Source organism: Nonomuraea insulae, assembly GCF_042656245.1.
Genome location: NZ_JBHSPA010000073.1, coordinates 1 through 23416, shown reverse-complemented (window position 1 = coordinate 23416; position 23416 = coordinate 1). Strand labels below are relative to the sequence as shown.

Genomic DNA, 23416 nt, shown 5'->3' with positions numbered 1-23416 from the left:
GAACCCCATGGTGTTCCGCAAATTGATGGCCGCGTTCGGCGCGGGCGTCGAGGTTGACACGGTGCTGACCAACACGGGGGTACGCCCCGGCGAGCCGCTGCGCGGCGTCGTCCACTTCCGTGGCGGCAACACCGACTACAAGGTCGAGGGCATCCACATCGACCTGACCGCCGTCGTCGAGGTCGAGCAGGGCGACAACGAGTACAAGTCGACCTACAGCTTCCTGCGCCAGCAGGTCGCGGGGACGTTCCAGCTCGCGGCGGGCGCGCAGCACCAGCATCCGTTCGAGGTCCAGGTCCCGTGGGAGACGCCGATCAGCGCGATCGCCGGGCATCCGCTGCACGGCATGAGGCTGGGGGTGCAGACGGAGCTGGCGCTGGCGGGGGCGCTCGACAAGGGCGACCTCGACCCGCTGTTCGTCAGCCCGCTGCCCGCCCAGGACCACGTGATCGGCGCCCTCGACCGGCTGGGCTTCCAGTTCAAGAAGGCCGACCTGGAACGTGGCACCCTGTACGGCTCGACGATGCCGTTCTTCCAGGAGATCGAGTATTACGCGGGCGGGCAGTGGCGGCGGCACTTCAACGAGCTGGAGCTGACGTTCATCGCCGGGCCGCGGCAGATGGACGTCATCGTGGAGGCCGACAAGCGGGGCGGCTTCCTGAGCTCGAGCCACGACGCCTACAACCGCTTCACCGTACGCTACGACGACCCGCCGCACTCGGCGGATGAGGCCCTGCAGCGCGGACTGGAGAAGATGGCCCGCCATCGCGGATGGTTCTAGACCCGGGTCACGGCCAGCAGGTGACCGCTGACTCCCAGGAGCGACGGTTCGCACTCAAGGCGGCGGGCGGCGTCGAGCAGCAGCTCGCGCCGCCCCTCGTCGTCCAGCCAGTCGTTCACGTCCCCGTAGAGCCAGAACGCGCCCTCCAGGCCGTAGCGGCGCGGCTCGGGCAGGCCGGCGTCGGCGAACTCCGCGAGGATGTCGTCGGGGTGGTGGCCGTAGCCGCGGAACCCGCCCTCCCTGGGTGAGACGATCGCGCCCGTCTCCAGCGCGCGATACTCGGCCGCGCGCTGCTCCTCCCGCGTGAACACGCCGAGGTAGACGCTGTCGTGGACGGCCGCGTACCGGCTGATGACGGCGGCGGCGACCAGCCCGCCGGGGCGCACGGCGCGCCGGGCCTCCGACAGGGCGCGCAGCCGGTCGGCGCGCTCGGGCAGGTGGTAGAGCGGGCCCAGCAGCAGCACCGCATCGGCCGCCCCGTCCTGGACGGCCAGGTCGCGCGCGTCGCCCAGGCGGGCGCGCACGCCGGCCAGCTCCGAAGCGGCTTCGACGTGCAGCGGTACGGGGTCGATCAGCTCGACGTCGTAGCCCTCGGCGGCCAGCCACTCGGCGTGCGCGCCCGTGCCGCCGCCCACGTCGAGCACCCGTGCGGGGGCCGGCGGCAGGGTGCGGCGCAGCACGTCGCGGGTGCGCCAGAACTCCAGCCGGTCGCGCCCCTGCCGCAGCCTGGTCAGCTCGCCACCGCGCTCGTAGTAGGCCAGTGTGCCGGGATCCATGATCATGGTGCCGGATCCTACATTCGCCCACATCAGCGGCACGAGGCAATATCTTTCCTCATCTCCGGCTAGGAGATCGCTCCTTTGCGTGTGCTGGCAGTCGCATGGCGCGCTCGTTACCATGACCTCGGGAACTGACTTGATCGTCGGACGGCGGGGCGAGCGATGGCACGGTTCATGGCGGCGTTGAAGAGAGCCGCCCCATGGGCGGCGCGCAACGCCGACGGCGCCATCGCGCTCGGGCTGGCGATCGTGGTCGGCGTGCTCGGCATCATGCCCGACAAGATCGTCGACGACGCGCTCAAGGTCCAGCTCGTGAGCGCCGCGACCCTGGTGATCCTGGCGCTGGTGGCCACCGCGCTGCTGCGCGACCGCGCCAGGCAGGCCCCGGTCGAGGAGGCGATCACCTCGGGCGCGCTGTCCGAGCTCCCCAGGCGCCTGGCCCGCCTGGAGGAGATCGAGACCCTGGCCCACAGCACCCGGCTGGCGCTGGACGCGCTGCACCTCGTCCGGGTGCTGGCCAGCAGCCAGGAGATCGCCCAGTCCCACGCCGAGTCCCGCAAGGACACCACCAGGTGGAGCTTCAAGGGCGGCACCGGCACCTACATGCGCGCGGTCACGCTGCCCGCCTGCGTGGCCGCCGCGCGCAAGGACAAGCGCCACCTCACGGTCAGGATCGAGGTCATCGACCCGGGCGACCCGGAGGTCTGCGAGACCTACGCCCACTACCGCCGCTCGTTGTCCGACGCCCCCGACGGCACCGGCGAGACGTGGACGACCGACCGGGCCAGGAAGGAGTCGTACGCGACCATCCTGGCCGCCTTCTGGCACCGCCAGCGCTACGGCCTGCTCGACATCGAGGTGGGCCTGTCCTCGACGATGACGACGTTCCGCTGGGACCTGTCGTCGAGCCGGCTGATCATGACGGTCGAAGACCCGAACATGGCGATGACGGCGCTGGCCGGCACGTTCTACTACGAGAACAGCGACACCGAGTTGCGGCTCAGCTTCGAGCAGGCGCGGCGGGTTCCGCTGGAGATGTACAAGAGGGTGCCGCTCGGCGACGAGCCCACCATCGAGGAGGTGCAGGAGCTGTTCGACGGCATCGGGGTGCCCCTGCCCAAGACCTACAACGGCCGTGACGTCGTCGACATCGCCAGGAAGGCGTTGCGCGCCCTGGATCCGTACGCATGAGCTATTCCGCCGTGCGCGAGATCCTGGACCGGGGCCCGGCCAGGGCGTGGGCCCTCGGCGAGTTGTCGAGACCGGGCCTGCGCGCGGTGCGGCACCCGCTCGGATTCGTCTGCCTGCCGCTGGAGCGCGACGGCGGCGAGGGGGTATGCCTCCACCTGTGGTCCGATTCGCTCGCGCACGCCGAGAGCACCACCTCGCAGATCCACTGCCACAGCTGGGACCTGGTCAGCCACGTGCTCTACGGCCAGATGCGCAACGTGCACGCGGTGGTCACCGACGCGGGCCCGCGGGCCACGCACCGGGTCTACGAGGTGGTCAGCGGGGCCGACGGCGACCGCATCTCGCCCACCCGCCGCACCGTGCGGCACGCCACGGGCCTGGTGGAGGTCTTCGGGCCCGGCGACACCTACACGCTGGCCGCCGGCCGCTTCCACAGCAGCGTCGTGCCCGAGGGCGGCGAGGCGGCCACGATCGCGCTCGGCAGCGGCCGGCCCGGCAGCCGCGACCTGTCGCTCGGCCCGCTGGAGGGCGGCGCCCACCATGTGTCCAGGCAGCCGCTGGACGCCGGGGAGACGGCTCTGGCCGTACGTCTGATCACCGCGCACCTGACCTGAGAGGGCACCCCGATGGACCTGGATCACGCTCGGACGGTCGCCGTGGAGGCCGTCGAGGCCGCGGGGGCGCTGCTCCTGGAGGGCGCGCGGGGGGCGGTGGGGGTGCGGGCCAAGGGCGTGGCGGGCGACGTGGTGACGGATCTGGACCTGGCCTCGGAGAAGTTGTTGCTGGAGCGGATCCTGACGGCGTACCCGTCGCACGCGGTGATCGCGGAGGAGTCGGGGCTGGCGGGGTCGGCGGGCGCTGAGTGGACGTGGCTGGTTGACCCGCTCGACGGCACCAACAACGTGGCGATCGGGTTGCCCACGTACGTGGTGGGCGTGGCGTTGTGCCGGGCCGGGCGGGCGCTGCTGGGCGTGGTGCACGATCCCGTCTCCGCGCAGACGTGGTCGGCCATCAGGGGCCGGGGGGCGGTGGCGTCCTCGGGCGCGCGCCTGGCTCCCCCCTACGCGCCCAGCCCGCACGGGCCGCTGCTGGCCTGGACGCAGGGATATGACATCGCCAGGGACGACGTGACGGCCCTGCGGCTGAAGACGGCGCTCGACCGTCACGCGCGCCGGGTGCTGCAACTGTGGGCGCCGCTGCTGGCCTGGGCCATGCTGGCGCGCGGCGACATCGACGGCATCGTGGGCTACCGGGCCGAGATGGTGGACCTGCCGGCCGGGGCGCTGCTGGCGCGGGAGGCCGGCATCGAGATCAGGGCGCTGGACGGGAGACCGTACGAGGAGTGCATCGACGCCCCCGCCGAGGAGCGCAGCTTCGTGGCCGCCCACCCGCGGGCCGTCCCCGGGCTCCTCGCGCTTGTCCAGTGAGGAAAAGTGCGCAGATGGTGTGTGTCCTTTGTCGAAGAACTCCGCCGCCGTTCGTCGTCTTATTAGAGGGTGCCGCGAAGCGGCGCCACGCGGAGAGGGGTCCGACATGATCACCACCACCGAGCTGGCACAGGTGCTCTTCGCCACCGGCCTGCAGCCGTCCGACGAGTCCTCGCCGTTCGAGATCCGGGAGGCCGTGGACGAGCGGCTGTGCGCGTGCGGCGGCGAGCCGGCCCGGTGCGCGGCCTACGTGGCCCAGGAGGCCGGCGACCACCCCGAGACGTACGTGCGGCGGATGCGCTGGGCCCTGGACGCGGTCTCCGGCGCCTACGCGCTGGCCGCCGCCTGACCCCCAGCCGCCCTCAGCCGCTCTCAGCCGCCCTCAGCCGCCCTCAGTCAGCCGAACGAGACCAGCGCCCACACCGTCGTCACGAGCCCGACGACGGCCAGGCCCGCCCCGGTGAGCAGGAAGCGCCGCATCGGGACCCTGACCTCGTGGCGGCGGCACGACTCGAACCACAGCAGCGTGGCCAGCGAGGCCCACGGGGTGATGACGGGGCCGACGTTGGTGCCGACCAGGAGGGCCAGCAGGCGGTCCTGGTCGGCGGGCGGGATGACGGCCTCGACGGCCCAGTAGGCGGGCAGGTTGTTGATCGCGTTGGACAGCCCGGCGCCGACGGCCGCGGTGCGGTAGGGGTCGCTCTCGGTGCCGATCATCCAGGTCATCACGGTGTTCAGGCCGTGCGCGCTGAGCGTGGGCACCACCAGGAACAGGCCGGTCACGAAGATGACGAGCTGCCACGGGATCAGGCTCCACGTCAGGCGCTCGCGGGCGCGCAGCACGAAGGCCGTCACGATGATGGCCGCCGCCGCGGTGGCGGCGATGGCGACGTGCGCCTTGAGCAGCAGCAGGACGATGAAGAGCAGGCAGCCGCCCGAGGCGGCCGAGAACAGCACGCGGTCGGCGACCGGCTCCAGCACCGGCGGGGTGTAGCGCAGATCGCGCCGCTCGCCCCGCCGCCAGTAGAACGCCCACAGGAACGCCATCGTCACCGCGATCGAGGCGATCTGGGGCGCCCACATGCGGGCGGCGAACTCCTGGGTGTCGAGGCCGATCTTGTCCATGCCCAGGAGGTTGGTCAGGTTGGAGACCGGGAGCAGCAGGCTCGCGGTGTTGGCCAGCCAGATCGTGGTCATGGCCAGGGGCAGGGCGGCGATGCGGGCCCTGGGGGCGAGGGCGAGCATGACGGGGGTGAGGAGGACGGCCGTCGTGTCCAGGTTCAGAAATATCGTAATAAATGACGCGAAAGCCGTACAAAGAAAGAAGAGGGCGGCGTAGTTGCCGCGGCCGAGCACCGCCATCCTCGTCGCGATCGCGTCGAAGACCTGGGCCTCCTTGGTGAGCTCGGCCAGCACGATGATCGCCACCAGGAAGACCAGCAGCGGGCCGATCTCATCCAGGCTCTTGACCGCGTCGGCCCAGGGCAGCAGCCCGGTCGCCACGAAGACCAGACCGAGAACCAGCAGCCCGACCCTGATCCGGTCGAGCACGCCAAGACGCCGCAACACCCGACGATGATCGCACAACCCCGACCTCGCAAGGGATACTGGGCAGATGGCACGTGACGGCAGGCCGACCGAGATCTTCGTCAGCTATTCCCCTGCCGACACGGCCTGGGCGACCTGGATCGCCTGGGAGCTTGAGGCGGCGGGCTACAAGACCATGATCCAGGCCTGGGACTTCGTGCCGGGCACGAACTTCATCGACTTCATGGACCGCGGGGTCAGCGAGGCGCAGCTCGTCGTGGCCGTGTTGTCGCGCAACTACCTGAGCTCCCGCTACGGGCGGATGGAGTGGCAGGCCGCGCTGCGGGCCGACCCCGACAACCCCTCCAACAAGCTCGTCACGATCAGGCTGGAGGACGTCCAGGTCGGGGGCCTGCTGTCCATGATCACCTGGGTCGACCTGCTCGGCGTCTCCGACCCGGGGCAGGCCAGGGCGTTACTGCTGGGCCGGGTCAGCGAGGCGATGGCGGGGCGGGCCAAGCCGGAGGCCGCCCCGGCCTTCCCCGACGGCTCCAGCGTGCCGGCGCCCGCGCCGACGCTGCCGCCGCCCGCCGACCGGTCCAGGGCCCGGCGCGCGCCGGTCACCGCGCCGAAGTTCCCGCCCTCGGGCGGCGAGAGCAGGGGGCGCGCGTCGATCAACGTGCTGCACATCGGCGGCCCCAGGTTCGGCCGGGCGCTGCCCGATCCCGGCGAGCCGTTCACGCCCGAGGACATGCAGGCACGCGTCTGGGCGGACCTGACCGCCATGTACGACCGCGGCATGCCCCGCCCCGACCTCATGGTCGTCAGCGGCGACCTGACCGAGTCCGGCACCCTTGGGCAGTTCGGGCAGGCGACGCAGTTCGTGACCGACCTGCGGCTGCTGATCGGCCTGGAGCCACACCGGCTCATCCTGCTGCCCGGACCGCGCGACGTCACCAAGGCCGCGGCCAGCGCCTACTTCATGACCTGCGAGGCCGACGACGTGAGCCCGCAGCCGCCCTACTGGCCCAAGTGGCGGCACTTCGCGAAGTTGTTCGGGGAGGTCTACCAGGGGCTGGACGACCGGGTGTTCGACGGCGGGCAGCCGTGGACGTTGTTCGAGGTGCCCGATCTGAAGGTGGTCGTGGCGGGGCTCAACTCGACGATGGCGATGAGCCATCTGGAGCGCGACGCGTACGCGCTGCTCGGGGAGGCGCAGGCGGCGTGGTTCGCCGAGCGGCTGCGCCCTTACGAGGAGAGCGCGTGGTTGCGCCTGGGCGCGATCGGGCACCCGCCGGGCGAGCTGAGGGACGCGCGGACGTTCGAGCGGCTGCTGGGCCACCGGCTCAACCTGCTCTTCCACGGCGGTTCCGAGCCGCCGGCCGAGGGCCGGATCGCCGCGCCGCGCTCGGGGCGGCACCAGGTCGTCGAGATCGGCCCCGACGGGGTGCGCGTCTGGCGGCCCGACACGCAACCCGACGGGCAACCTGACGGGCAATCCGATGGGGGCCGTCCCGAGCAGGTCCGCTCCCGCTGGCGGGCCGCGCGCACCACGTTCACCGGCGAGAGCCCGCCCGCCGCCGCGCCCGCGCCGAAGCCGGAGGAGCGCGAGCCGAGCCCGGTGGAGCTGCTGCTCGACCGGATCACCGAGGTCTGCGAGGCCAGGCACGAGCGCGCCAGGATCCGCAGGTTCGACTCCCACCTGGTGGTCACCCACCCCGAGGACGGCTTCGTCCGCCAGACGATGATCGGCGCGTACGTGGGCGAGCCGGCCGAGGAGAGCGCGGCGGAGTTCGCCCGGCTGGCGCACGCGGCCGGGCTGTCCGCCGAGCTGGTCTACCAGGGGCCGCCGGCGTCCCGCGCGATCCGCGACGACCTGATGCGCAAGGGCGTGCGGGTGCGCAGCTTCACCGAGTTCCAGGGCCTGCTCGACCTGAGCGGCTACGTCAGCGACCAGACCGCCAGGCTGACCACCGACCGGCGCTACCCGCCCGGCCTGTACGTCCCCCAGCGCTACCGCGAGCTCGACCGCCCAAACAGCCAGGTCAGGCACGGCCTGACCGACGAGCTGATGCGGCTGCTGGCCGCCGACCACGGCCGCTTCCTGCTGCTGCTGGGCGACTTCGGCCACGGCAAGACGTTCGCGCTGCGCGAGCTGGCCCGCCGCATCCCCGCCGAGCTGCCGCACCTGACGCCGATCCTCATCGAGCTGCGCGCCCTGGACAAGGCGCACTCGGTGGACGCGCTGGTGGCGGCTCACCTGGCGGGTCACGGCGAGGAGGTCATCGACCTCAAGGCGTTCCGCTACCTGCTGCGGCAGGGGCGGATCGTGCTGCTGTTCGACGGGTTCGACGAGCTGGTGACCCGGCTGACCTACGACCGCGCGGCCGACCACCTGGCCACGCTGCTGGCGGCGGCCGACGACAAGGCGAAGATCGTGGTGGCCAGCCGCACCCAGCACTTCAAGTCGCACAGCCAGGTGCTGACCTCGCTCGGCGAGATGGTCGGGGTGCTGCCGCAGCGGCGGGTGCTCAGCGTCGAGGACTTCACGCCCGACCAGATCCGCTCCTACCTGGCCAACAGGTTCACCAGCGGCGACGAGGCCGGCGCGCGCATGTCGCTGATGGGCGAGATCGAGGACCTGCTCGCGCTGGCGCAGAACCCGCGCATGCTCAGCTTCATCGCCGACCTCGACGCCGACCGCCTGCGTACGGTGGCCGAGGCCCCCCACACGATCAGTCCGGCCCTGCTGTACGAGGAGATCCTCACCTCCTGGCTGGCCTTCGAGGAACGACGGGCCCGCGTCCCCGGCTCGGCCGTCACGCTGACCACCGACGAGCTGTGGCAGGCGGTCACGGCGCTGGCGGTGCGGCTGTGGGACACCGGCGAGTCGCTGCTGGGCGTGGAGGAGCTGACCGAGATCGGCGAGACGCTGACCGACCTGGCCGACGGCCAGCTCTCGGCCGCGCACGCCGCGTTCAGGATGGGCTCGGGCAGCCTGCTCGTCCGCACCGAGGAGGGCATGTTCGGGTTCATCCACGCCTCGGTGATGGAGTGGCTGATCGCCCGGCGCATCGCCACCACGATCGACGACCCGGCCCTGCTCTCGCACCGGCCGCTGTCGGCGCTGACCGTGGAGTTCCTGTGCGACCTGGCCGACGTGCGCGCGCTGCGGGCGTGGGTCGTCGATCCGCCGGCCGACGACGTGTCCAGGGCCAACGCGGTCAAGATCGCCGCCAGGCTGCGCACGCCAGCCCGCGCCGACCTGCGCGGGGCCAACCTGAAGGGCGAGGACCTGTCGGCCAGGGACCTGCGCGAGGTCGACCTCACCGGCGCCGATCTGTCCGAGTCGACGCTGGCGGGCACGAACCTGTCCAGGGCGACCCTGCGCGACGCGCGGCTCGTGGGCGCGCGGCTCGACGGCGCGCAGCTCATCGGGGCCGACCTGCGCGGCGCGGACCTGTCGGGGGCGCGGCTGGCGCAGGTGGACCTGAGCGACGCGGCCGTCGAGGGCGCCCGCTGGCACCGGGCCTCGCTGATCAACGTGACCGGCACGCTGCCGCACCTGCCGGGGGCGGCGGTGGTGCCGGGGCAGCCGGTCGAGGTGGAGTTCGCACCGGCCGGCATCGGCGTCCCGTACGGCTACCACTTCCAGACCAGCCGCCTGCCCGAGCCGATCGCCTACAGCCCCGACGGCGCCACGATCGCGATCGGCAACGAGGACGGCGGCGTGCTGCTGTGCGTCGGCGGCGCCCCCGTACGCACGCTGCAGGGCCACCGTGGCCGCGTCTACGCGGTCACGTTCGCCGGCGAGCTGCTGGCCACGGGCGCCAGCGACGGCGCCGTCATGGTGTGGGACGCCCTCACCGGCGAGCCGCTGCGCCGGCTGGCCGGTCACGCCGACGGCGTCTGGCCGGTACGCCTCAACCCCTCAGGCGACCTGGTGGCGGCGGGCGGCGGCGACGGCGTCGTCCGCGTGTGGGAGACGGCCACCGGGCGGCTCGCGCACGAGCTGGCCGGGCACCGGGCGCCCGTGTTCACCGCCTCCTTCGGCCACTCGGCGCTGGTGACCGGCGACGCGGCGGGCGTGGTCCGCGTCTGGGACCTCGACTCGGGCCGGCTGAAGGAGACGCTCGGCGAGCACCGCGGCAGCGTCTACCGGGCCGTGCACAGCCCCGACGGCCGCCTGCTGGCCACCGGCGACGAGGCCGGCGTCGTCCGGCTGTGGGACACCCGCACGTGGCGGCTGCTGCACGAGCTGGGCGGGCACCTGGGCAGCGTCTACTGCGTGACCTTCTCCCCCGACGGCTCGTTGCTGGCGACCGGCGACACGGCCGGCAGCGTACGCCTGTGGGACCCCTCAGGCGAGGCCCGCGGCGTGCACACCACCCACGCGGCGGCCGTCTACCAGGTCGCCTTCTCCCCCGACGGCCAGAGCCTGGCCACCGGCGACTCCAACGGCGTCGTACGCCTGCAGCACCTCGGCGGCGGCCGGCGGGTCGAGCTGACCGGCCACCGCAGCTCGGTCTGGCCGTTCGCGTTCAGCCCCGACGGCCGGCAACTGGCCACCAGCAGCAACGACGGCACCGTGCGGCTGTGGGACCCCGAGACGGGCCGGTCCCAGCGGGTCCTGCGCGGCCACGGGCGGCGGATCTCCTCCGTCAGGTTCAGCGCCGACGGCACGATGCTGGCGACCAGCGGCAACGACGGCGTCGTACGCGTGTGGGAGCCGAGCACCGCACGGCGGCTGCGCGAGTTCAGCGGCTCGGCCGACCGGCTCATCTCGGCCTCGTTCTCCCCCGCAGGGCCGGTGCTGGCCACCGCCAGCAACGACGGCGGCGTGCACTTCTGGAACGCCACCACCGGCGACTACGAACGCGAGCTGAACGCCGAGACCGAGCACGTCTGGGCCGAGGCGTTCAGCCCCGACGGCGACCTGCTGGCCACGGCCAACGACGATGACAGCGTGCACATCTGGTACCGGCCCACGGGGCGGCTGGCGGGCAACCTGACCGACCACCGCGGCCGGGTGCGCTCGATCGCGTTCAGCCCCGGCGGCGAATACATCGCCACCGGCTGCGACGACACGCTCGTCCGCCTGTGGCACGTCGCCTCCGGCGGCCGGGTGGCCACCCTGGAGGGGCACTCCGACCGGGTCTACTCCGTGGCGTTCTCCCCCGACGGCCGCTACCTGGCCAGCGCGGGCAACGACGGCAAGGCGCTGATGTGGGAGCTGCGCCCCGGCCAGCCCTGGCAGCCGCGGCTGGTGCACACCTTCAAGCGGCACAGCGGCCGGCTGTGGAGCGTGGCCTTCAGCGCCGCCGGCGACAGCCTCGCCACCGGGGGCGACGACCTGCTGGTACGCGTCTGGGACACCACCACCGGCCGCCTGCGGCACACGCTGGCCGGGCACACCCGCCGGATCTGGTCGGTCGCCTACAGCCCGGCCGCCGACCTGCTGGCCAGCGCCGGCGACGACGGCGTGGTGATCCTCTGGGCGGGCGGGGAGCGGCACGCCACCCTGCTCGGGCTGGCCGAGGGGTGGGCGGCGCTGGCGCCCGACGGCCGCTACAAGGTCCAGGGTGATCCGGGCGGGCAGTTCTGGCACGTCGTGGGGATGTCGCGGTTCGAGCTGGGTGAGCTCGACGCGTACCTGCCGGGGGTCCGGCAGGTGCCGCTCGACTCGCCCTTCTAGTACACCTCGATCCTGTCCATGCTGATCACCGTGCTGCTGGAGGCGGCGTTGCGCTCCCCGGTCACGCGGACCCGCAGCGTGTGCGCGCCGGCCGCCAGGACCGGGCTCATGTAGTTGAGCTGCTCGCCCACGCGGATGGCGCTGTAGTAGTCGACGCGCTGCTCGGCGCCGCCGTCGATGGAGATGGCGGCGATGCCGTTGCCGGTGTCGCGCACGCTCAGCAGGGCCACGCGGGTGCCGGTGAAGCGGATCGTCGCGGTCGCGCCGGTCGAGCCGCTCCAGTGGTCGTTGCTCCAGAAGCACTGGGTGCCGCAGCCGGAGCCGGACTGCCACGAGCCCGCGTACGTCACCTGCGCGTCGAAGTCGTTGATCACCGACGTGGCCGCGCCCGGGTCGCCGGACGGGAGCTGCTGCGTGGCGCCAGCGGCGAGGGGACGGCCGAAGTTCGGGGTGCCGTCGGCGTTCCAGGTGAACCTCTGCACGCGGGTGGTGCGGAAGTTGTAGGTGTTGGTGCTGGTGTTCTTGCCGTGGTAGGCGATCCAGTCCTGGGTGCCGTCCGGGGACTGGAAGAACGAGTGGTGCCCCGGGCCCCACACGCCCGTCGCGTCGTTGCGCGAGAACACCGGCCCCGCGTGCTGCGTCCAGTTGGCGGCCACCATCGGGTCGGCGCCGTTGGCGATGCTCTTCATCCACAACTGGTAGTCCGGCTTGCCGGTGTCGCAGGTGGAGTAGGTCAGGAACGTCCTGCCGTTGCGGTAGAGCGGCGTCGGGCCCTCGCGCACCTCGGTGCAGCCGCCGTCCGCCGGGATCGCCACCCGGCCGCCGGTGACCGTCCACGCGTTGCTCATCCTGGCGATGTAGAGCTGCGCGGGGCCGCCCTGGCCGCGCCCCGGCCCGGTCCAGACGAAGTACGACTGTCCGTTGTGGGTGATCGGCTCGCCGTCGATGGCGTATTCGCCGAAGTCGGCGATCTTGGCCTTGAACGTGTACGGGCCCATCGGGTCGTCGCCGGCCGACTCCAGGACGTACATGCGGTGGTTGGCGTCCACGCCGTCGGAGGCGGTGTAGTAGATGTACCAGCGGGAGCCGACGTGCCGGAAGGCCGGGGCCCACATCTGCGTGTTGCGGCTGGTGTCGCTGTCGCGCCAGACCACCTGCTCGGGCGCGGCCAGCAGGGTCGCCAGGCTGGGCGAGCGCCAGATGCCGATCCGGTCGCCGCGCGTGGTGGCCACGTAGTAGCTGCCCTTGTAGTACATCAGGCTGGGGTCGGCGGAGGGATTGACCGGATTGCGGAACGACTGCGTCGCCGCGCCGGCCGGGAGCGCCGGCACGATCACGCTCAGGGCGACGGCTACGGCGGCAACGGCTGCACGCCAGGGGGTTGAGCGCGGCATCAACGGTCCTTCCACGATCCTGTCGGACGATCTTTCTGATCGTCATGGACAGGGGTCATCCCCGTCAACAGGCACCGGCCATCCGTCAGCCGCGGGAGGCGCGCCCCAGCAGGTCCGCCCAGACCGCCTCCACCCTGGTGTCCAGCTCCTCCAGCGTGCCGTCGTTCGGGATCACGATGTCGGCCGCGGCCAGCCGGTCCTCGCGGCTCGCCTGGGCGGCGATGCGGGCCTCGGCGTCGGACCCGGGCATGCCCCGGTGCTCGGCCAGCCGGCGGATGCGCAGGTCGTCGGGGGCGTCCACGACGATGACCACGTCGTACATGGAGGCCAGCTTGTTCTCCACCAGCAGTGGCACGTCGTAGACCATGATCGTGTCGTCGGCGGCCTCGCGCTGCAACTGCGCCACCCGCTCCCCCACGAGCGGATGCACGATCGCGTTGAGCGCCGCCAGCTTCTCGGAGTCGGCGAAGACGACCGAGCCGAGCTTCTCGCGGTCGAGCGAGCCGTCGGGCCGCAGCACCTCCGCCCCGAACGTCGTCACCACCCGCGCCAGGCCGGGCGTGCCGGGCTCCACCACCTCTCGCGCGATCTTGTCGGCGTCGATCACCGTCGCGCCCTTGGCCGACAGCCTCCTGGACACTTCGCTCTTGCCTGACCCGATTCCGCCGGTGAGCCCGATTTTCAGCACACGAAAAGCCTATCCACCCATCCCGTACGGGTTCACCATCAAGGCATGCTCTCCTCGATCGCCTGGGCCGCCCACGACCAGGCCGCCGCCGCCGGGGACGACTGGGTGGGACCGGACCACGTGCTGCTCGCCCTGCTGAGCACCGACTCCCTCGCCGGCCGGGTCCTCGCCGAGGCCGGCCTCGACCGCGAGCACGCGCTGGAACGCCTGCCCGGCCGCCGCCGCACGACCGGCCATCGGGGCGCCGGCTTCGCCAACCCCGCCTTCCACCAGGTGCACGGCATCGCGACCGGCCTGGCCCTGGCCGCCGGCGAACGGACCCCCTCGCCCGAGCACTGGCTGATCGCCCTGGCCCACGACGCCGACGTGGAGCGGGGTCCGACGCCGCTGCACCGGCTCGGGGTGGACCCGGACAAGGTGCTGGACGAGCTGCGCCGGCACGGCGTGCAGGTGCCGCCGCTCGATGCGCCAGAGCACGTGCCGTGGCGCGGCAGGCACCAGGTCGTGGTGCCCGCCTCGCGCCTTCAGGAGGTCCTCGACGGCCTCAGGGCCGGGCACCCGCCCGGCTCGGAGTGGCGGTGGGCCTGGCACTGGGTGGACGACGACCTGGGCCGCGCCATGATCACTTCGGAGGAAGGGATCGATCTCGCGTCATACGCAGGTGGACGATCGTCATGTGATCGTCCATCCGCTCCCGGCTCGTCTCCCGGTAGCCCAGACGGCGGTAGAGCCGCAGATTCCCCTCCGACAGGTGACCGGTGAACAGGTCGAACGCCGTCACCTCCGGCATCCGCTCGTGCACGGCCCGCAGCAGCGCCGTCCCCACGCCCTGACCCTGCCGGTCGGGCGCGACGACGAGACGGCCGACCAGGCAGGTGGCGCCGGACAACTGGCCGCGCACCGCGCCGACGATCCGGCCTGCGTCGAGCGCCTTGAGCACCAGGGCGCCCTCGATGATCTTGCGGATCTGCTCCAGCGACTCGACGAGCGGCGGGATGTAGGGGTCGCCGTAGAGCTGGGCCTCGGTGACGTACGCCGCCCGCTGCAGGGTGAGCAGCTCACCCGCGTCCGCCGCCACCGCCGCTTCGATCACCACGCCGGCAACCCTATCTCAGGACCCCGCCCCCGCCGTCAGTCCTCCTGGGCAGAGGGTATGGGACGGGGGGCGCGTGCCGTTGACGAGATAGTCGTGCACGCGGGTGCGCAGGCAGGTGGCGCGCAGCTTGCCCACGCCCTGCAACAGGTACGCGTCGTGTCCGTCGCCATGCCAGAGCACCGCCGCCCCGGGGATCCGCCGGGCCATCCGGGCCGCCGCGACGCCGGGACTCACGGTGTCCAGCCTGCCGATGCCGACCAGCGCGGAGGGCCCGCCTCCCCCGCCTGCCAGGCGACCGGACGGGCCCTGCCCCACGCGTGCCGGACCACCGGACAGGTCCTGGCCCACGCGTGCCGGACCACCGGACGGGCTCTGCCCCACACGCGCCGGGCCGTCGGGCAGGCCCTGCCTCGCGCGCGCCGGGCCGTCGGACGGGCTCTGGCCCGCTTGTGCCGGTCCTGGGGGCCAGCTTGGGCGGCCGCGCAGTCCCAGGCATCGGGCGACCTCGTACCGGCCGGTCAGCCATCCCACGCGCGGCGCCACCTCACGCAGGCGTGACTCCATCGCCAGGAAGCGCCGGTAGTCGGGGACGGCGGGCATGAAGTCGTGGCAGGCCATCGACCGCGCCACCGTCCCAGGACCCACCGGCGGTGCCACGGCCGCCATCGTCGCCAGCGCGCTCGCGTCGCCCTCTTCGGCCGCCGACATGGCCCCGGCCAGCTCCTGCCACCGCTCCGGTACGAGCCCGGCCAGCACGGCGACCGTGATCTGCCGGGCGTCCAGCGAACGTCCTGGACCGGCGGCCAGGGGGGCGCGTTCGAGCAGGCCGTCGAGCACCGCCACGGCGTCGTCATCGTCGAGCGGGCAACCGAGCTGGTTGGCGCACCAGTCGCGGAACGAGGCCAGCTGCCGCTCGGCCGTGCGCGCGTGGGCGATCAACCGCCGCCCCAGGCTGGGCTCGCCGTGGTCGGGCACACCCTCCAGGTACATCCGCCCGGCCCGTCTCGGGAACAACTCCAGGTACGCCTGCCCGTACACGGCCCCGTAGCCGTTGCCGACGTATCGCAGCCGGGTCTCGCCGAGGGCGGCGCGCAAGGCGTCCAGGTCGTGCGCCACCTGCCAGGAGGTCAGCCCCGCGTAGGCAGGGCCGGCGGCGATGCGGCAACTGCGATCGTAGGCGGCGTTGTCTTCCGCATACGCGCGCCAGGCCGCCAGACCGGGGGTGAGCTGCACCCTGCGCGGATCGGGCGGCGGCACGGAACACCGCACCATGGCCGCGCTCCCCCGGTCCCCGATCCCCCGCGACTCGACGAACACGACATCGAACCACCGAGCCAGCTCGCTCACGCCGTCGGGCCGGGCACGCACCCGCTGCATGGTGGAGCCTTCACCGATGTTCACGACCAGCGCACCCTGACTGCGACCGGGATCGCGCGCCGGCATCCTCGCCACGTCAACCTCGGTACGGGCACCCCCCGGCCGCCGCCAGTCCACGGGCACGGCCAGCTTCCCGCACTCCAGCCCGTCCCCGCACCCCCTCCACACCACCCCGGCCCGCACCTGCCCCATTCCTCCTGGGCGCTCCTGATCCGCCGCCGCTCCCGGCCGTCCTTGATCCGTCTCGGGAGGCTCGGCCGCCGCACGCCGGCCGCGCCCGACCGGCGTCGCGAAGGCGCGGTCCGCCGCGCCGTACCATCCGCTCGAAGCGCCCACACCGCCGGCCGCCACCCCGAACCCGGCCCCACCCGCCGGGACCGCTGCGGAGGTCGCCGGCGTGGCCGGGACGGTGGTGGCGGCGACGGCGGCCGTGAGGGCGGTCGTCGCCTGGATCACCCGATGAACCATGCCCACTGAGTTGCTCCCGAGAGTCGCGTCCGACAGCCGCCCGCCAGTCTCCCAGCGCCCAACCTCGCAGGTCAGAGCCTTGGCAAACACCCTCAGGTAAAATCTCGGCCCGCTCAGCGAATCATCCGGAAAAACTCCCGTATGCCCTCCACCAGCGGCTCCGGCGACGCCATGGCCACCATGTGGCTGGGACTGTGCGCCTTCCCCCAGTACACGAGGTCGTTGCCGCGCTCGGCGATCCGCCGCATCACCGCCAGCCCGCCGTGCGTCACCCCGGTCGGCACGACGCTCTGCTCGACCGGCAGCCCGGCCGCCCCTTCGTAGTACGGCCACGACGAGGACGCGCCGGTCCCCGTCAGCCAGTACAGGCTGGCGTTGGTGAGCACCAGGTCCCGATCGACGGGCTCGGCCCCCGACCCCCACCCGTCGAACTCCTTGAACCTCTCCACCAGATACGCCAGTTGCGCCACCGGCGAGTCGCCGAACCCGTACGCGAGCGTCTGCGGCCTGGCCGCCAGGTACGGCCCGTACCCGCTCCCCCCGGCCATTCGCCCGGCCATCTCCGCCAGCTCGGCCAGCTCCTCCTCTGAGGCCCCCTCCGGCTCACCCATGGGAATGCCGAGCCCGGCCGTGATGAGCGAGCCCACGACGTGCTCGGGGTCCAGCACGGCCAGTTGCGGCGTCACGAGTGCCCCGGCATCGTTCCCGTGCGCGCCGTAGCGCGCGTATCCGAGCCGTCTCATCAGCTCGGCCCAGGTACGCGCCACGCGCTCGATGCTCCACGGCCGCTCGTCGGCGGGCTCGGGGAACGGCGAGAAGCCGAACCCCGGCAGCGAAGGGGCCACGACGTCGAAGGCGATCCCAGGATCGAGCCCGTGGCGGCGCGGATCGGTCAGCGGCCCGATCACCTCAAGGAACTCGGCGACGGAGTTCGGCCAGCTGTGCGTCATGATCAGCGGCAGCGCCCCAGGCTCAGGCGAGCGCACCCGCAGGAGGTGGATCGTCTGCCCGTCGATGTCGGTGGTGAACTGCGGGAAGGCGTTCAGCCTGGCCTCCTGCGCCCGCCAGTCGAACCCGTCGGCCCAGTACGCGGCCAGCTCCCGCAGGTACGCCACCGGCACGCCCCTGCTCCACCCACCGGGCAACTGGGCGAGCCACCGGGTACGCCGCACCCGCTCACGCAGATCGTCGAGGTCGGCCTGCGGAATATCGATACGAAAACTCTCCATGGCCCAGAACCGTAAACCGCAATGCGGCAAGGATCGTTCCGCATTGGCCACCCGAAAACCGCGCACAGCGGAGCCGTTCCGCAGCGGCCATACGAAAAGGCCCCGCACGGACGTGCCGTGCGGGGCCTTCGCGAACTATCTGAGCCTTACATCAGAGCTCAGCTCTGCCCACCCGCGAGCTTCTCACGCAGAGCGGCCAGCGCCTCGTCAGAGGCGAGCGCGCCACTGGCCGGAGCCGACGAGGAGGAGGAGCCGCCCTGCTGGGGCTGCGTCTCGCCGCTGTAGGACGAGGGAGCGGCCTCGCCGGCCTCCGCCTCGGCCTTGCGGGCCTCCTCGATCTGCTTGCGGTGCGCGTCGAAGCGGGTCTGGGCCTCGGCGTACTGCCGCTCCCACTCCTCGCGCTGCTTGTCGAAGCCCTCGAGCCACTCCCCGGTCTCCGGGTCGAAGCCCTCGGGGTAGATGTAGTTGCCCTGGTCGTCGTAGGTGGCCGCCATGCCGTAGAGGGTCGGGTCGAACTCGACCTCGGTCCCGACACCCTCGTTGGCCTGCTTCAGCGAGAGGCTGATGCGGCGACGGTCGAGGTCGATGTCGATGATCTTGACAAAGATCTCGTCGCCGACCTGGACGACCTGCTCCGGGATCTCCACGTGGCGCTCGGCCAGCTCGGAGATGTGGACCAGGCCCTCGATGCCCTCCTCGACCCGGACGAACGCGCCGAACGGCACCAGCTTGGTGACGCGACCCGGCACGACCTGGCCGATCTGGTGGGTGCGAGCGAACTGCTGCCACGGGTCTTCCTGAGTGGCCTTGAGCGACAGGGAGACGCGCTCGCGCTCCATGTCGACGTCAAGGACCTCGACCGTGACCTCCTGGCCCACCTCGACCACCTCGGACGGGTGATCGATGTGCTTCCAGGACAGCTCGGACACGTGGACCAGACCGTCGACGCCACCCAGGTCCACGAAGGCACCGAAGTTGACGATCGAGGACACGACGCCCTTGCGGACCTGGCCCTTCTGCAGGGTGTTGAGGAACGTCTGGCGAACCTCGGACTGCGTCTGCTCAAGCCAGGCGCGGCGCGAAAGAACCACGTTGTTGCGGTTCTTGTCGAGCTCGATGATCTTCGCCTCGAGCTCGCGGCCGACGTACGGCTGCAGGTCGCGGACACGGCGCATCTCGACGAGGGACGCCGGCAGGAAGCCACGGAGGCCGATGTCGAGGATGAGTCCACCCTTGACGACCTCGATGACGGTGCCGGTGACGATGCCGTCTTCGTCCTTGATCTTCTCGATCGTGCCCCAGGCGCGCTCGTACTGTGCGCGCTTCTTGGACAGGATCAAGCGGCCTTCTTTGTCCTCCTTCTGGAGAACCAGGGCCTCGACGTGCTCGCCGACTTCCACGACGTCAGCAGGGTCGACATCGTGCTTGATGGAGAGCTCACGCGAGGGGATGACGCCCTCGGTCTTGTAGCCGATGTCGAGAAGAACCTCGTCTCGATCGACCTTGACGACGGTGCCCTCGACGATGTCGCCGTCATTGAAGTACTTGATGGTCAGATCGATCGCGGCGAGGAATTCTTCCTCGGACCCGATGTCGTTGACCGCTACCTGCGGGGTGCTCGAGGTGGCCTCAGTGCTGGACGTCATGTGTGGAATTGCTCCGAACGCGGACAAATGTCGATGTGGCGATGCGCGGCAGGCCCTCTTCCGCATCTAGCCGAGGAATTACGACATCGACGTGACCGAGCGCGAGCCCGCTCCGTCTGAGGCGCGCGCGAACCCACAGCGCAGCGATCAGCATATGAGACCTTCGCCACGGGGTCAATCCGGGGAAGTGTCAGTAGGCGTTGACCTGCGGTCCCCGCTTGGCGGCGATATTACCGCGAAGTTTCTCCGGGATGGAGATCCGCTCCGGGTCGCCGTCGCTGACAAAGCGCTCACCAGGGTGCTTGTCCAGCCACTCCAGCCAGTACTGCGAGCACCACTTGCGGCACTCGCCCTTCTTGCCGTTGCTCTGGATCCGCTGGATCGCCCCGCGGTCGAACTTTTTCGCGTAGGGCGAAAGCGATGGCTCCGCCCCGGCGAGGAACACACCGGCGAAATCATACTTTGTCCCATCCCAGGTCCCGGTTCTGGCTGCTTTCTTGGGGTGGGGCAGGGATCCGTACGGCAGGGCCATCGTCTCCGACGGCGGCGCGCCGAGCTTCTTGAGCAGGCGCTCGATCCGGACGATCTGCCGGCCGACCTTCCTGCGCTTGAGCACCCGCAGGTTCGGGTGGGTCCAGGTGTGGTTGGCCACCTCGTACCCATGATCAACCAGCCACCGCACGGCGACCTCCTGGGACTCCTGATCGTGCAGCCCGAACGGATCCCGGTTGACCCAGAACGTGGCCACCGGCCGGAAGTCCGGATATTTGGCGGCCACCTTCTGGATCACGCCCACGGCCGTGTCGGGCCGCGGGTTGCCGCTCTCGTCCAGCCCGAAGTGGCTGGGATGCCCGTCGTCGAACGTCAGCACCACCGGATACTTCCCCGCCGGCACCCGGATCTCGCCCTTGACGAACTCCCTGGCGGTGATCGGCACGTAGCCCTTCTTGGCCAGCTTCTCCAGCTCCCGCCTGAGCTGTTCGGGCGTCCGGTCGAGCGAGGCGAGCCGCTTGGCCAGGATGTGGTGGTACATCAGCACCGGCACCAGCCCGGCCTCGTTGGCGTGCACCTGCCGGGCGAACTCGGGTGTGGCCGCGACCCCCGGCGGCTGACCCACCGGGGACGGGGACGGGGGCGCGGAGCCGGCCTCGACCGTGGCGGTCCGCTGCTGCCGGGCGTGCGGCCGGGGCTCGCCGGGTAAGAGGCCGAGGCCGACGATGGCGACGGTTACCACCACCACGTTCGCGATGCCGATGATCCGCGTGAGGGACGCTGATATCCGCACAAAACTCCCGGCCGCTCAGTGAAATCAGGGGTCTCAGGCTAGTGCAGAACCCTGACACAAGCGGCTTTTCGCGTCAGTGGCCCGCGTCCTCCCAGGTGCGTCCGACGCCCACGGAGACCTCCAGTGGCACGCGCAGGCTGTAGGCGGCGTTCATCTGGTCGCGCACGAGCTGGGTGAGCCGCTCCAGCTCGCCCGGAGCCACCTCGAACACCAGCTCGTCGTGCACCTGCAGCAACATCCGGGAGGCCAGCCCCTCCTCGCCCAGCGCCTGCCGGACGTGGAGCATGGCGACCTTGATGATGTCGGCGGCCGAGCCCTGGATCGGGGCGTTGAGCGCCATCCGCTCGGCCATCTCACGGCGCTGGCGGTTGTCGCTGGTGAGGTCGGGCAGGTAGCGGCGGCGGCCCATGATCGTCTCGGTGTAGCCGTCGGTGCGGGCCTGGGAGACGATGGCGTGCAGGAAGTCGCGCACCCCGCCGAACTCCTGGAAGTATTCCTCCTTCAGCGCCCGCGCCTCGGCCACCGGGATGTTGAGCTGGCCGGACAGGCCGAAGTCGGACAGCCCGTAGGCCAGGCCGTAGTTCATGGCCTTGATGCGGGCCCGCAGCTCGCCGTCGATCTGCTCGGGCGGCAGGTCGAAGACCCGGGCGGCGGTGGCCTGGTGGAAGTCGTGACCCGACTCGAACGACTCGATCAGCGACTCGTCGCCCGACAGGTGGGCCATGATGCGCAGCTCGATCTGGCTGTAGTCGGCGGTCAGCAGCGTCTCGTAGCCCTCGCCGACCACGAAGCCCTGCCGGATGCGGCGGCCCTCGGCGGTGCGGATCGGGATGTTCTGCAGGTTGGGCTTCTCCGACGACAGCCGGCCGGTGGCGGCGATGATCTGGTTGAAGGTGGTGTGGATGCGGCCGTCGTCGGCGATCTCCTTGATCAGGCCCTCGACCGTGGTGCGCAGCTTCTGCTGGTCGCGGTGGCGGAGCATGATCGTGGGCAGCTCGTGCTCGGTCTGGGTGGCCAGCCAGGCGAGCTGGTCGGCGTCGGTGCTCCAGCCGGTCTTGATCTTCTTGGTCTTGGGCAGGTTGAGCCGGACGAAGAGGATCTCCTGCAACTGCTTGGGCGAGCCCAGGTTGAACTGCTCGCCGACCGCCCGGTGGGCCTCTTCGACGGCGTGCTTGACCGCGGCGCCGAACTCGGCCTCGAGACCGGCGAAGTATTCGCTGTCGACGGCGATGCCGGCGCGCTCCAGCTCGGCCAGCACCGACAGCAGCGGCAGCTCCACGTCGGCCAGGAGCTGGGTGCCGCCGCGCCCGGCCAGGAAGGTCTCCAGGGAGTCGGCCAGCTCGAGCACGGCGTGGGCGCGCAGCGCGAGATCCTTGGCCGGGGCGTCCTCGTCGTCGCCGAACAGCGCGGCCTGCCCGTCGGACTCCTCCTCGGCCCGCAGGTCGCGGTTGAGGTAGCGGCGGGCGAGGTCTTCGAGGGCGAAGGTGCGCTGGCCCGGCATCGCCAGGTAGGCGGCCAGGGCCGTGTCGCAGCTCAGGCCGCGCAGCTCCATGCCCTGCGCCCAGAGGGCCAGGATGGGCCCCTTGGCGTCGTGGACGGCCTTGGGCTTACCGTCGTCGCCCAGCCAGGCCCGCAGGGCCGCCTCGTCGCTCTCGGTGAGCTTGACGGGGTCGATGTGGGCGGCGGTGCCGTCGGGCGAGGCGACGGCGATGGCGTCGATGCGGCCGGAGCCGCTGCCGTAGGCGCCCTTGAAGGCGAGCCCGGCGCGGCCCTCGGGCAGCGCCGCCAGCCAGCCGGCGACGCGGTCGGGGCCGAGCAGCACGGTCTCGACCTCGAAGCCCTGCTCGGGCTCCTGCTCGCCGGTGCCGAGCACCTTGAACACCCGCTCGCGCAGCTCGCCGCGGATCTGCAGGGTGTCGAACAGCTTGTTGATCTCCTCGCGCTCCCAGGTGCCCTGCTGCAGGTCGGCGAGCTCGACGTCGATCGGGACGTCGCGCAGCAGCTGGGTCAGCCGGCGGTTCATCAGCACCTGGGCGACGTGCTCGCGCAGCTTGTCGCCGACCTTGCCCTTGACCTCGTCGACCCGGTCGACCAGCGCGGTCAGCGAGCCGAACTCGCGCACCCATTTGGCCGCGGTCTTCTCCCCCACGCTGGGGATGCTCAGCAGGTTGTCGCTGGGGTCGCCGCGCAGGGCGGCGAAGTCGGGGTATTGCGCCGGGGTCAGGCCGTATTTCTCCTCGACCGCCGCGGGCGTGAACCGGGTCATGTCGCTGATGCCGCGCCGGGTCATCAGGACGGTGACGTGTTCGTTGACCAGTTGCAGCGCGTCGCGGTCGCCGGTGACGATCAGGACGTCCATGCCCTGCTCGCCGGCGCGGGTGGCCAGGGTGGCGATGAGGTCGTCGGCCTCGAAGCCCGCCTTGGACAGGTGCGGGACGCGCAGCGTGTCGAGCAGCTCGTAGATGAGCTGCATCTGACCGCGGAAGTCTTCCGGGGTCTCGCTCCTGTTGGCCTTGTAGTCGGCGTATTCCTCGTGGCGGAACGTCGGCTCCGACCGGTCGAAGGCCACCGCGACGTGCGTGGGCTGCTCATCACGCAGGATGTTGGTCAGCATCGAGGTGAACCCGTAGACCGCCTCGGTGTGCTGACCGTCGGTGGTCATCAGGTTGGCGTCCTTCAGCGCGTAGAACGCGCGATAAGCCAGGGAATGCCCGTCAAGCAACAGCAGACACGGGCGGCTGGGGGTCACTTCACTCTTCGGCACGTACGCAGCCTAGACGAGTAAGTCCGATCTCCGGTCAGTGGTCGTAGGCGGTCAGTGACCGGGTGATTG

At 71.4% G+C, this 23416-nt stretch carries 16 protein-coding genes and 1 pseudogene; 7 read left to right on the top strand and 10 right to left on the bottom strand.

Features of this window, described 5'->3' with window-relative positions; translation table 11 throughout:
* The first annotated feature begins 7 nt into the window (after positions 1-7).
* A complete protein-coding gene (locus ACFPZ3_RS49875) occupies positions 8-781 on the top strand; it encodes a sporulation protein (protein ID WP_379521467.1) in 774 nt (257 codons plus the stop codon).
* Here the strand turns inward: ACFPZ3_RS49875 and ACFPZ3_RS49870 are convergent.
* Positions 778-1563 carry a class I SAM-dependent methyltransferase gene (locus ACFPZ3_RS49870; protein ID WP_379521466.1) on the bottom strand — a complete coding sequence of 262 codons (786 nt, stop codon included), beginning with the start codon at positions 1561-1563 and terminating at the stop codon, positions 778-780. The genes ACFPZ3_RS49875 and ACFPZ3_RS49870 overlap by 4 nt on opposite strands.
* Positions 1564-1734: 171 nt before the next feature.
* On the opposite strand from ACFPZ3_RS49870, the gene ACFPZ3_RS49865 reads away from it, so the two are divergent.
* The 4 genes from ACFPZ3_RS49865 to ACFPZ3_RS49850 all read left to right on the top strand — a co-directional run bounded on the left by ACFPZ3_RS49865 (position 1735) and on the right by ACFPZ3_RS49850 (position 4527).
* Entirely contained in the window at positions 1735-2751 is a 1017-nt protein-coding gene (locus ACFPZ3_RS49865; protein WP_379521465.1) for a hypothetical protein, read from the top strand.
* Complete coding sequence (locus tag ACFPZ3_RS49860) at positions 2748-3365, top strand: hypothetical protein (RefSeq protein WP_379521464.1); 618 nt, start codon at positions 2748-2750, stop codon at positions 3363-3365. The genes ACFPZ3_RS49865 and ACFPZ3_RS49860 overlap by 4 nt, the downstream gene beginning before the upstream one ends.
* Positions 3366-3377: 12 nt before the next feature.
* The gene (locus tag ACFPZ3_RS49855) at positions 3378-4178 is read left to right on the top strand and encodes an inositol monophosphatase family protein (protein WP_379521463.1); all 801 of its coding nucleotides are present in this window, start codon (positions 3378-3380) and stop codon (positions 4176-4178) included.
* A 106-nt stretch (positions 4179-4284) separates the two neighbouring features.
* On the top strand, positions 4285-4527 hold the full coding sequence (locus ACFPZ3_RS49850) for a hypothetical protein (RefSeq protein ID WP_379521462.1): 243 nt from the start codon (positions 4285-4287) through the stop codon (positions 4525-4527).
* 47 nt (positions 4528-4574) lie between these two features.
* Here ACFPZ3_RS49850 and ACFPZ3_RS49845 read toward each other — a convergent pair whose 3' ends face one another.
* Complete coding sequence (locus ACFPZ3_RS49845) at positions 4575-5747, bottom strand: ArsB/NhaD family transporter (RefSeq protein ID WP_379521461.1); 1173 nt, start codon at positions 5745-5747, stop codon at positions 4575-4577.
* A gap of 46 nt (positions 5748-5793) precedes the next feature.
* Between ACFPZ3_RS49845 and ACFPZ3_RS49840 the strand changes: the two genes are divergently transcribed.
* Positions 5794-11400, top strand: coding sequence for a WD40 domain-containing protein (locus tag ACFPZ3_RS49840; protein WP_379521460.1), 5607 nt, complete (start codon positions 5794-5796; stop codon positions 11398-11400).
* Here the strand turns inward: ACFPZ3_RS49840 and ACFPZ3_RS49835 are convergent.
* Together ACFPZ3_RS49835 and coaE are read right to left on the bottom strand one after the other, a co-directional pair.
* Positions 11397-12794, bottom strand: a complete 1398-nt coding sequence (locus tag ACFPZ3_RS49835) for a glycoside hydrolase family 43 protein (protein WP_379521459.1) — start codon at positions 12792-12794, stop codon at positions 11397-11399. The genes ACFPZ3_RS49840 and ACFPZ3_RS49835 overlap by 4 nt on opposite strands.
* Positions 12795-12879: 85 nt before the next feature.
* The gene (gene coaE, locus ACFPZ3_RS49830) at positions 12880-13482 is read right to left on the bottom strand and encodes a dephospho-CoA kinase (RefSeq protein ID WP_379521458.1); all 603 of its coding nucleotides are present in this window, start codon (positions 13480-13482) and stop codon (positions 12880-12882) included.
* 45 nt (positions 13483-13527) lie between these two features.
* On the opposite strand from coaE, the pseudogene ACFPZ3_RS70365 reads away from it, so the two are divergent.
* A pseudogene (locus tag ACFPZ3_RS70365) lies at positions 13528-13836 on the top strand (Clp protease N-terminal domain-containing protein); the annotation flags it as partial.
* Positions 13837-14104: 268 nt separating this feature from the next.
* Here the strand turns inward: ACFPZ3_RS70365 and ACFPZ3_RS49820 are convergent.
* From ACFPZ3_RS49820 to polA, 6 genes are all read right to left on the bottom strand, one after another.
* Positions 14105-14575: a GNAT family N-acetyltransferase gene (locus ACFPZ3_RS49820; RefSeq protein WP_379521727.1), complete on the bottom strand. Its 471-nt coding sequence runs from the start codon at positions 14573-14575 to the stop codon at positions 14105-14107.
* 18 nt (positions 14576-14593) lie between these two features.
* Positions 14594-16411: an alpha/beta hydrolase gene (locus tag ACFPZ3_RS49815; protein WP_379521457.1), complete on the bottom strand. Its 1818-nt coding sequence runs from the start codon at positions 16409-16411 to the stop codon at positions 14594-14596.
* Between the two features lie 125 nt (positions 16412-16536).
* Positions 16537-17652 (bottom strand): epoxide hydrolase family protein, encoded by a 1116-nt coding sequence (locus ACFPZ3_RS49810; protein WP_379521456.1) that lies wholly within the window; start codon positions 17650-17652, stop codon positions 16537-16539.
* Between the two features lie 158 nt (positions 17653-17810).
* Positions 17811-19298 carry a 30S ribosomal protein S1 gene (gene rpsA / locus ACFPZ3_RS49805; RefSeq protein ID WP_379521455.1) on the bottom strand — a complete coding sequence of 496 codons (1488 nt, stop codon included), beginning with the start codon at positions 19296-19298 and terminating at the stop codon, positions 17811-17813.
* Between the two features lie 190 nt (positions 19299-19488).
* Positions 19489-20583: a polysaccharide deacetylase family protein gene (locus ACFPZ3_RS49800; protein ID WP_379521454.1), complete on the bottom strand. Its 1095-nt coding sequence runs from the start codon at positions 20581-20583 to the stop codon at positions 19489-19491.
* A gap of 73 nt (positions 20584-20656) precedes the next feature.
* The gene (gene polA / locus ACFPZ3_RS49795; RefSeq protein ID WP_379521453.1) at positions 20657-23347 is read right to left on the bottom strand and encodes a DNA polymerase I; all 2691 of its coding nucleotides are present in this window, start codon (positions 23345-23347) and stop codon (positions 20657-20659) included.
* Positions 23348-23416 lie beyond the last annotated feature (69 nt).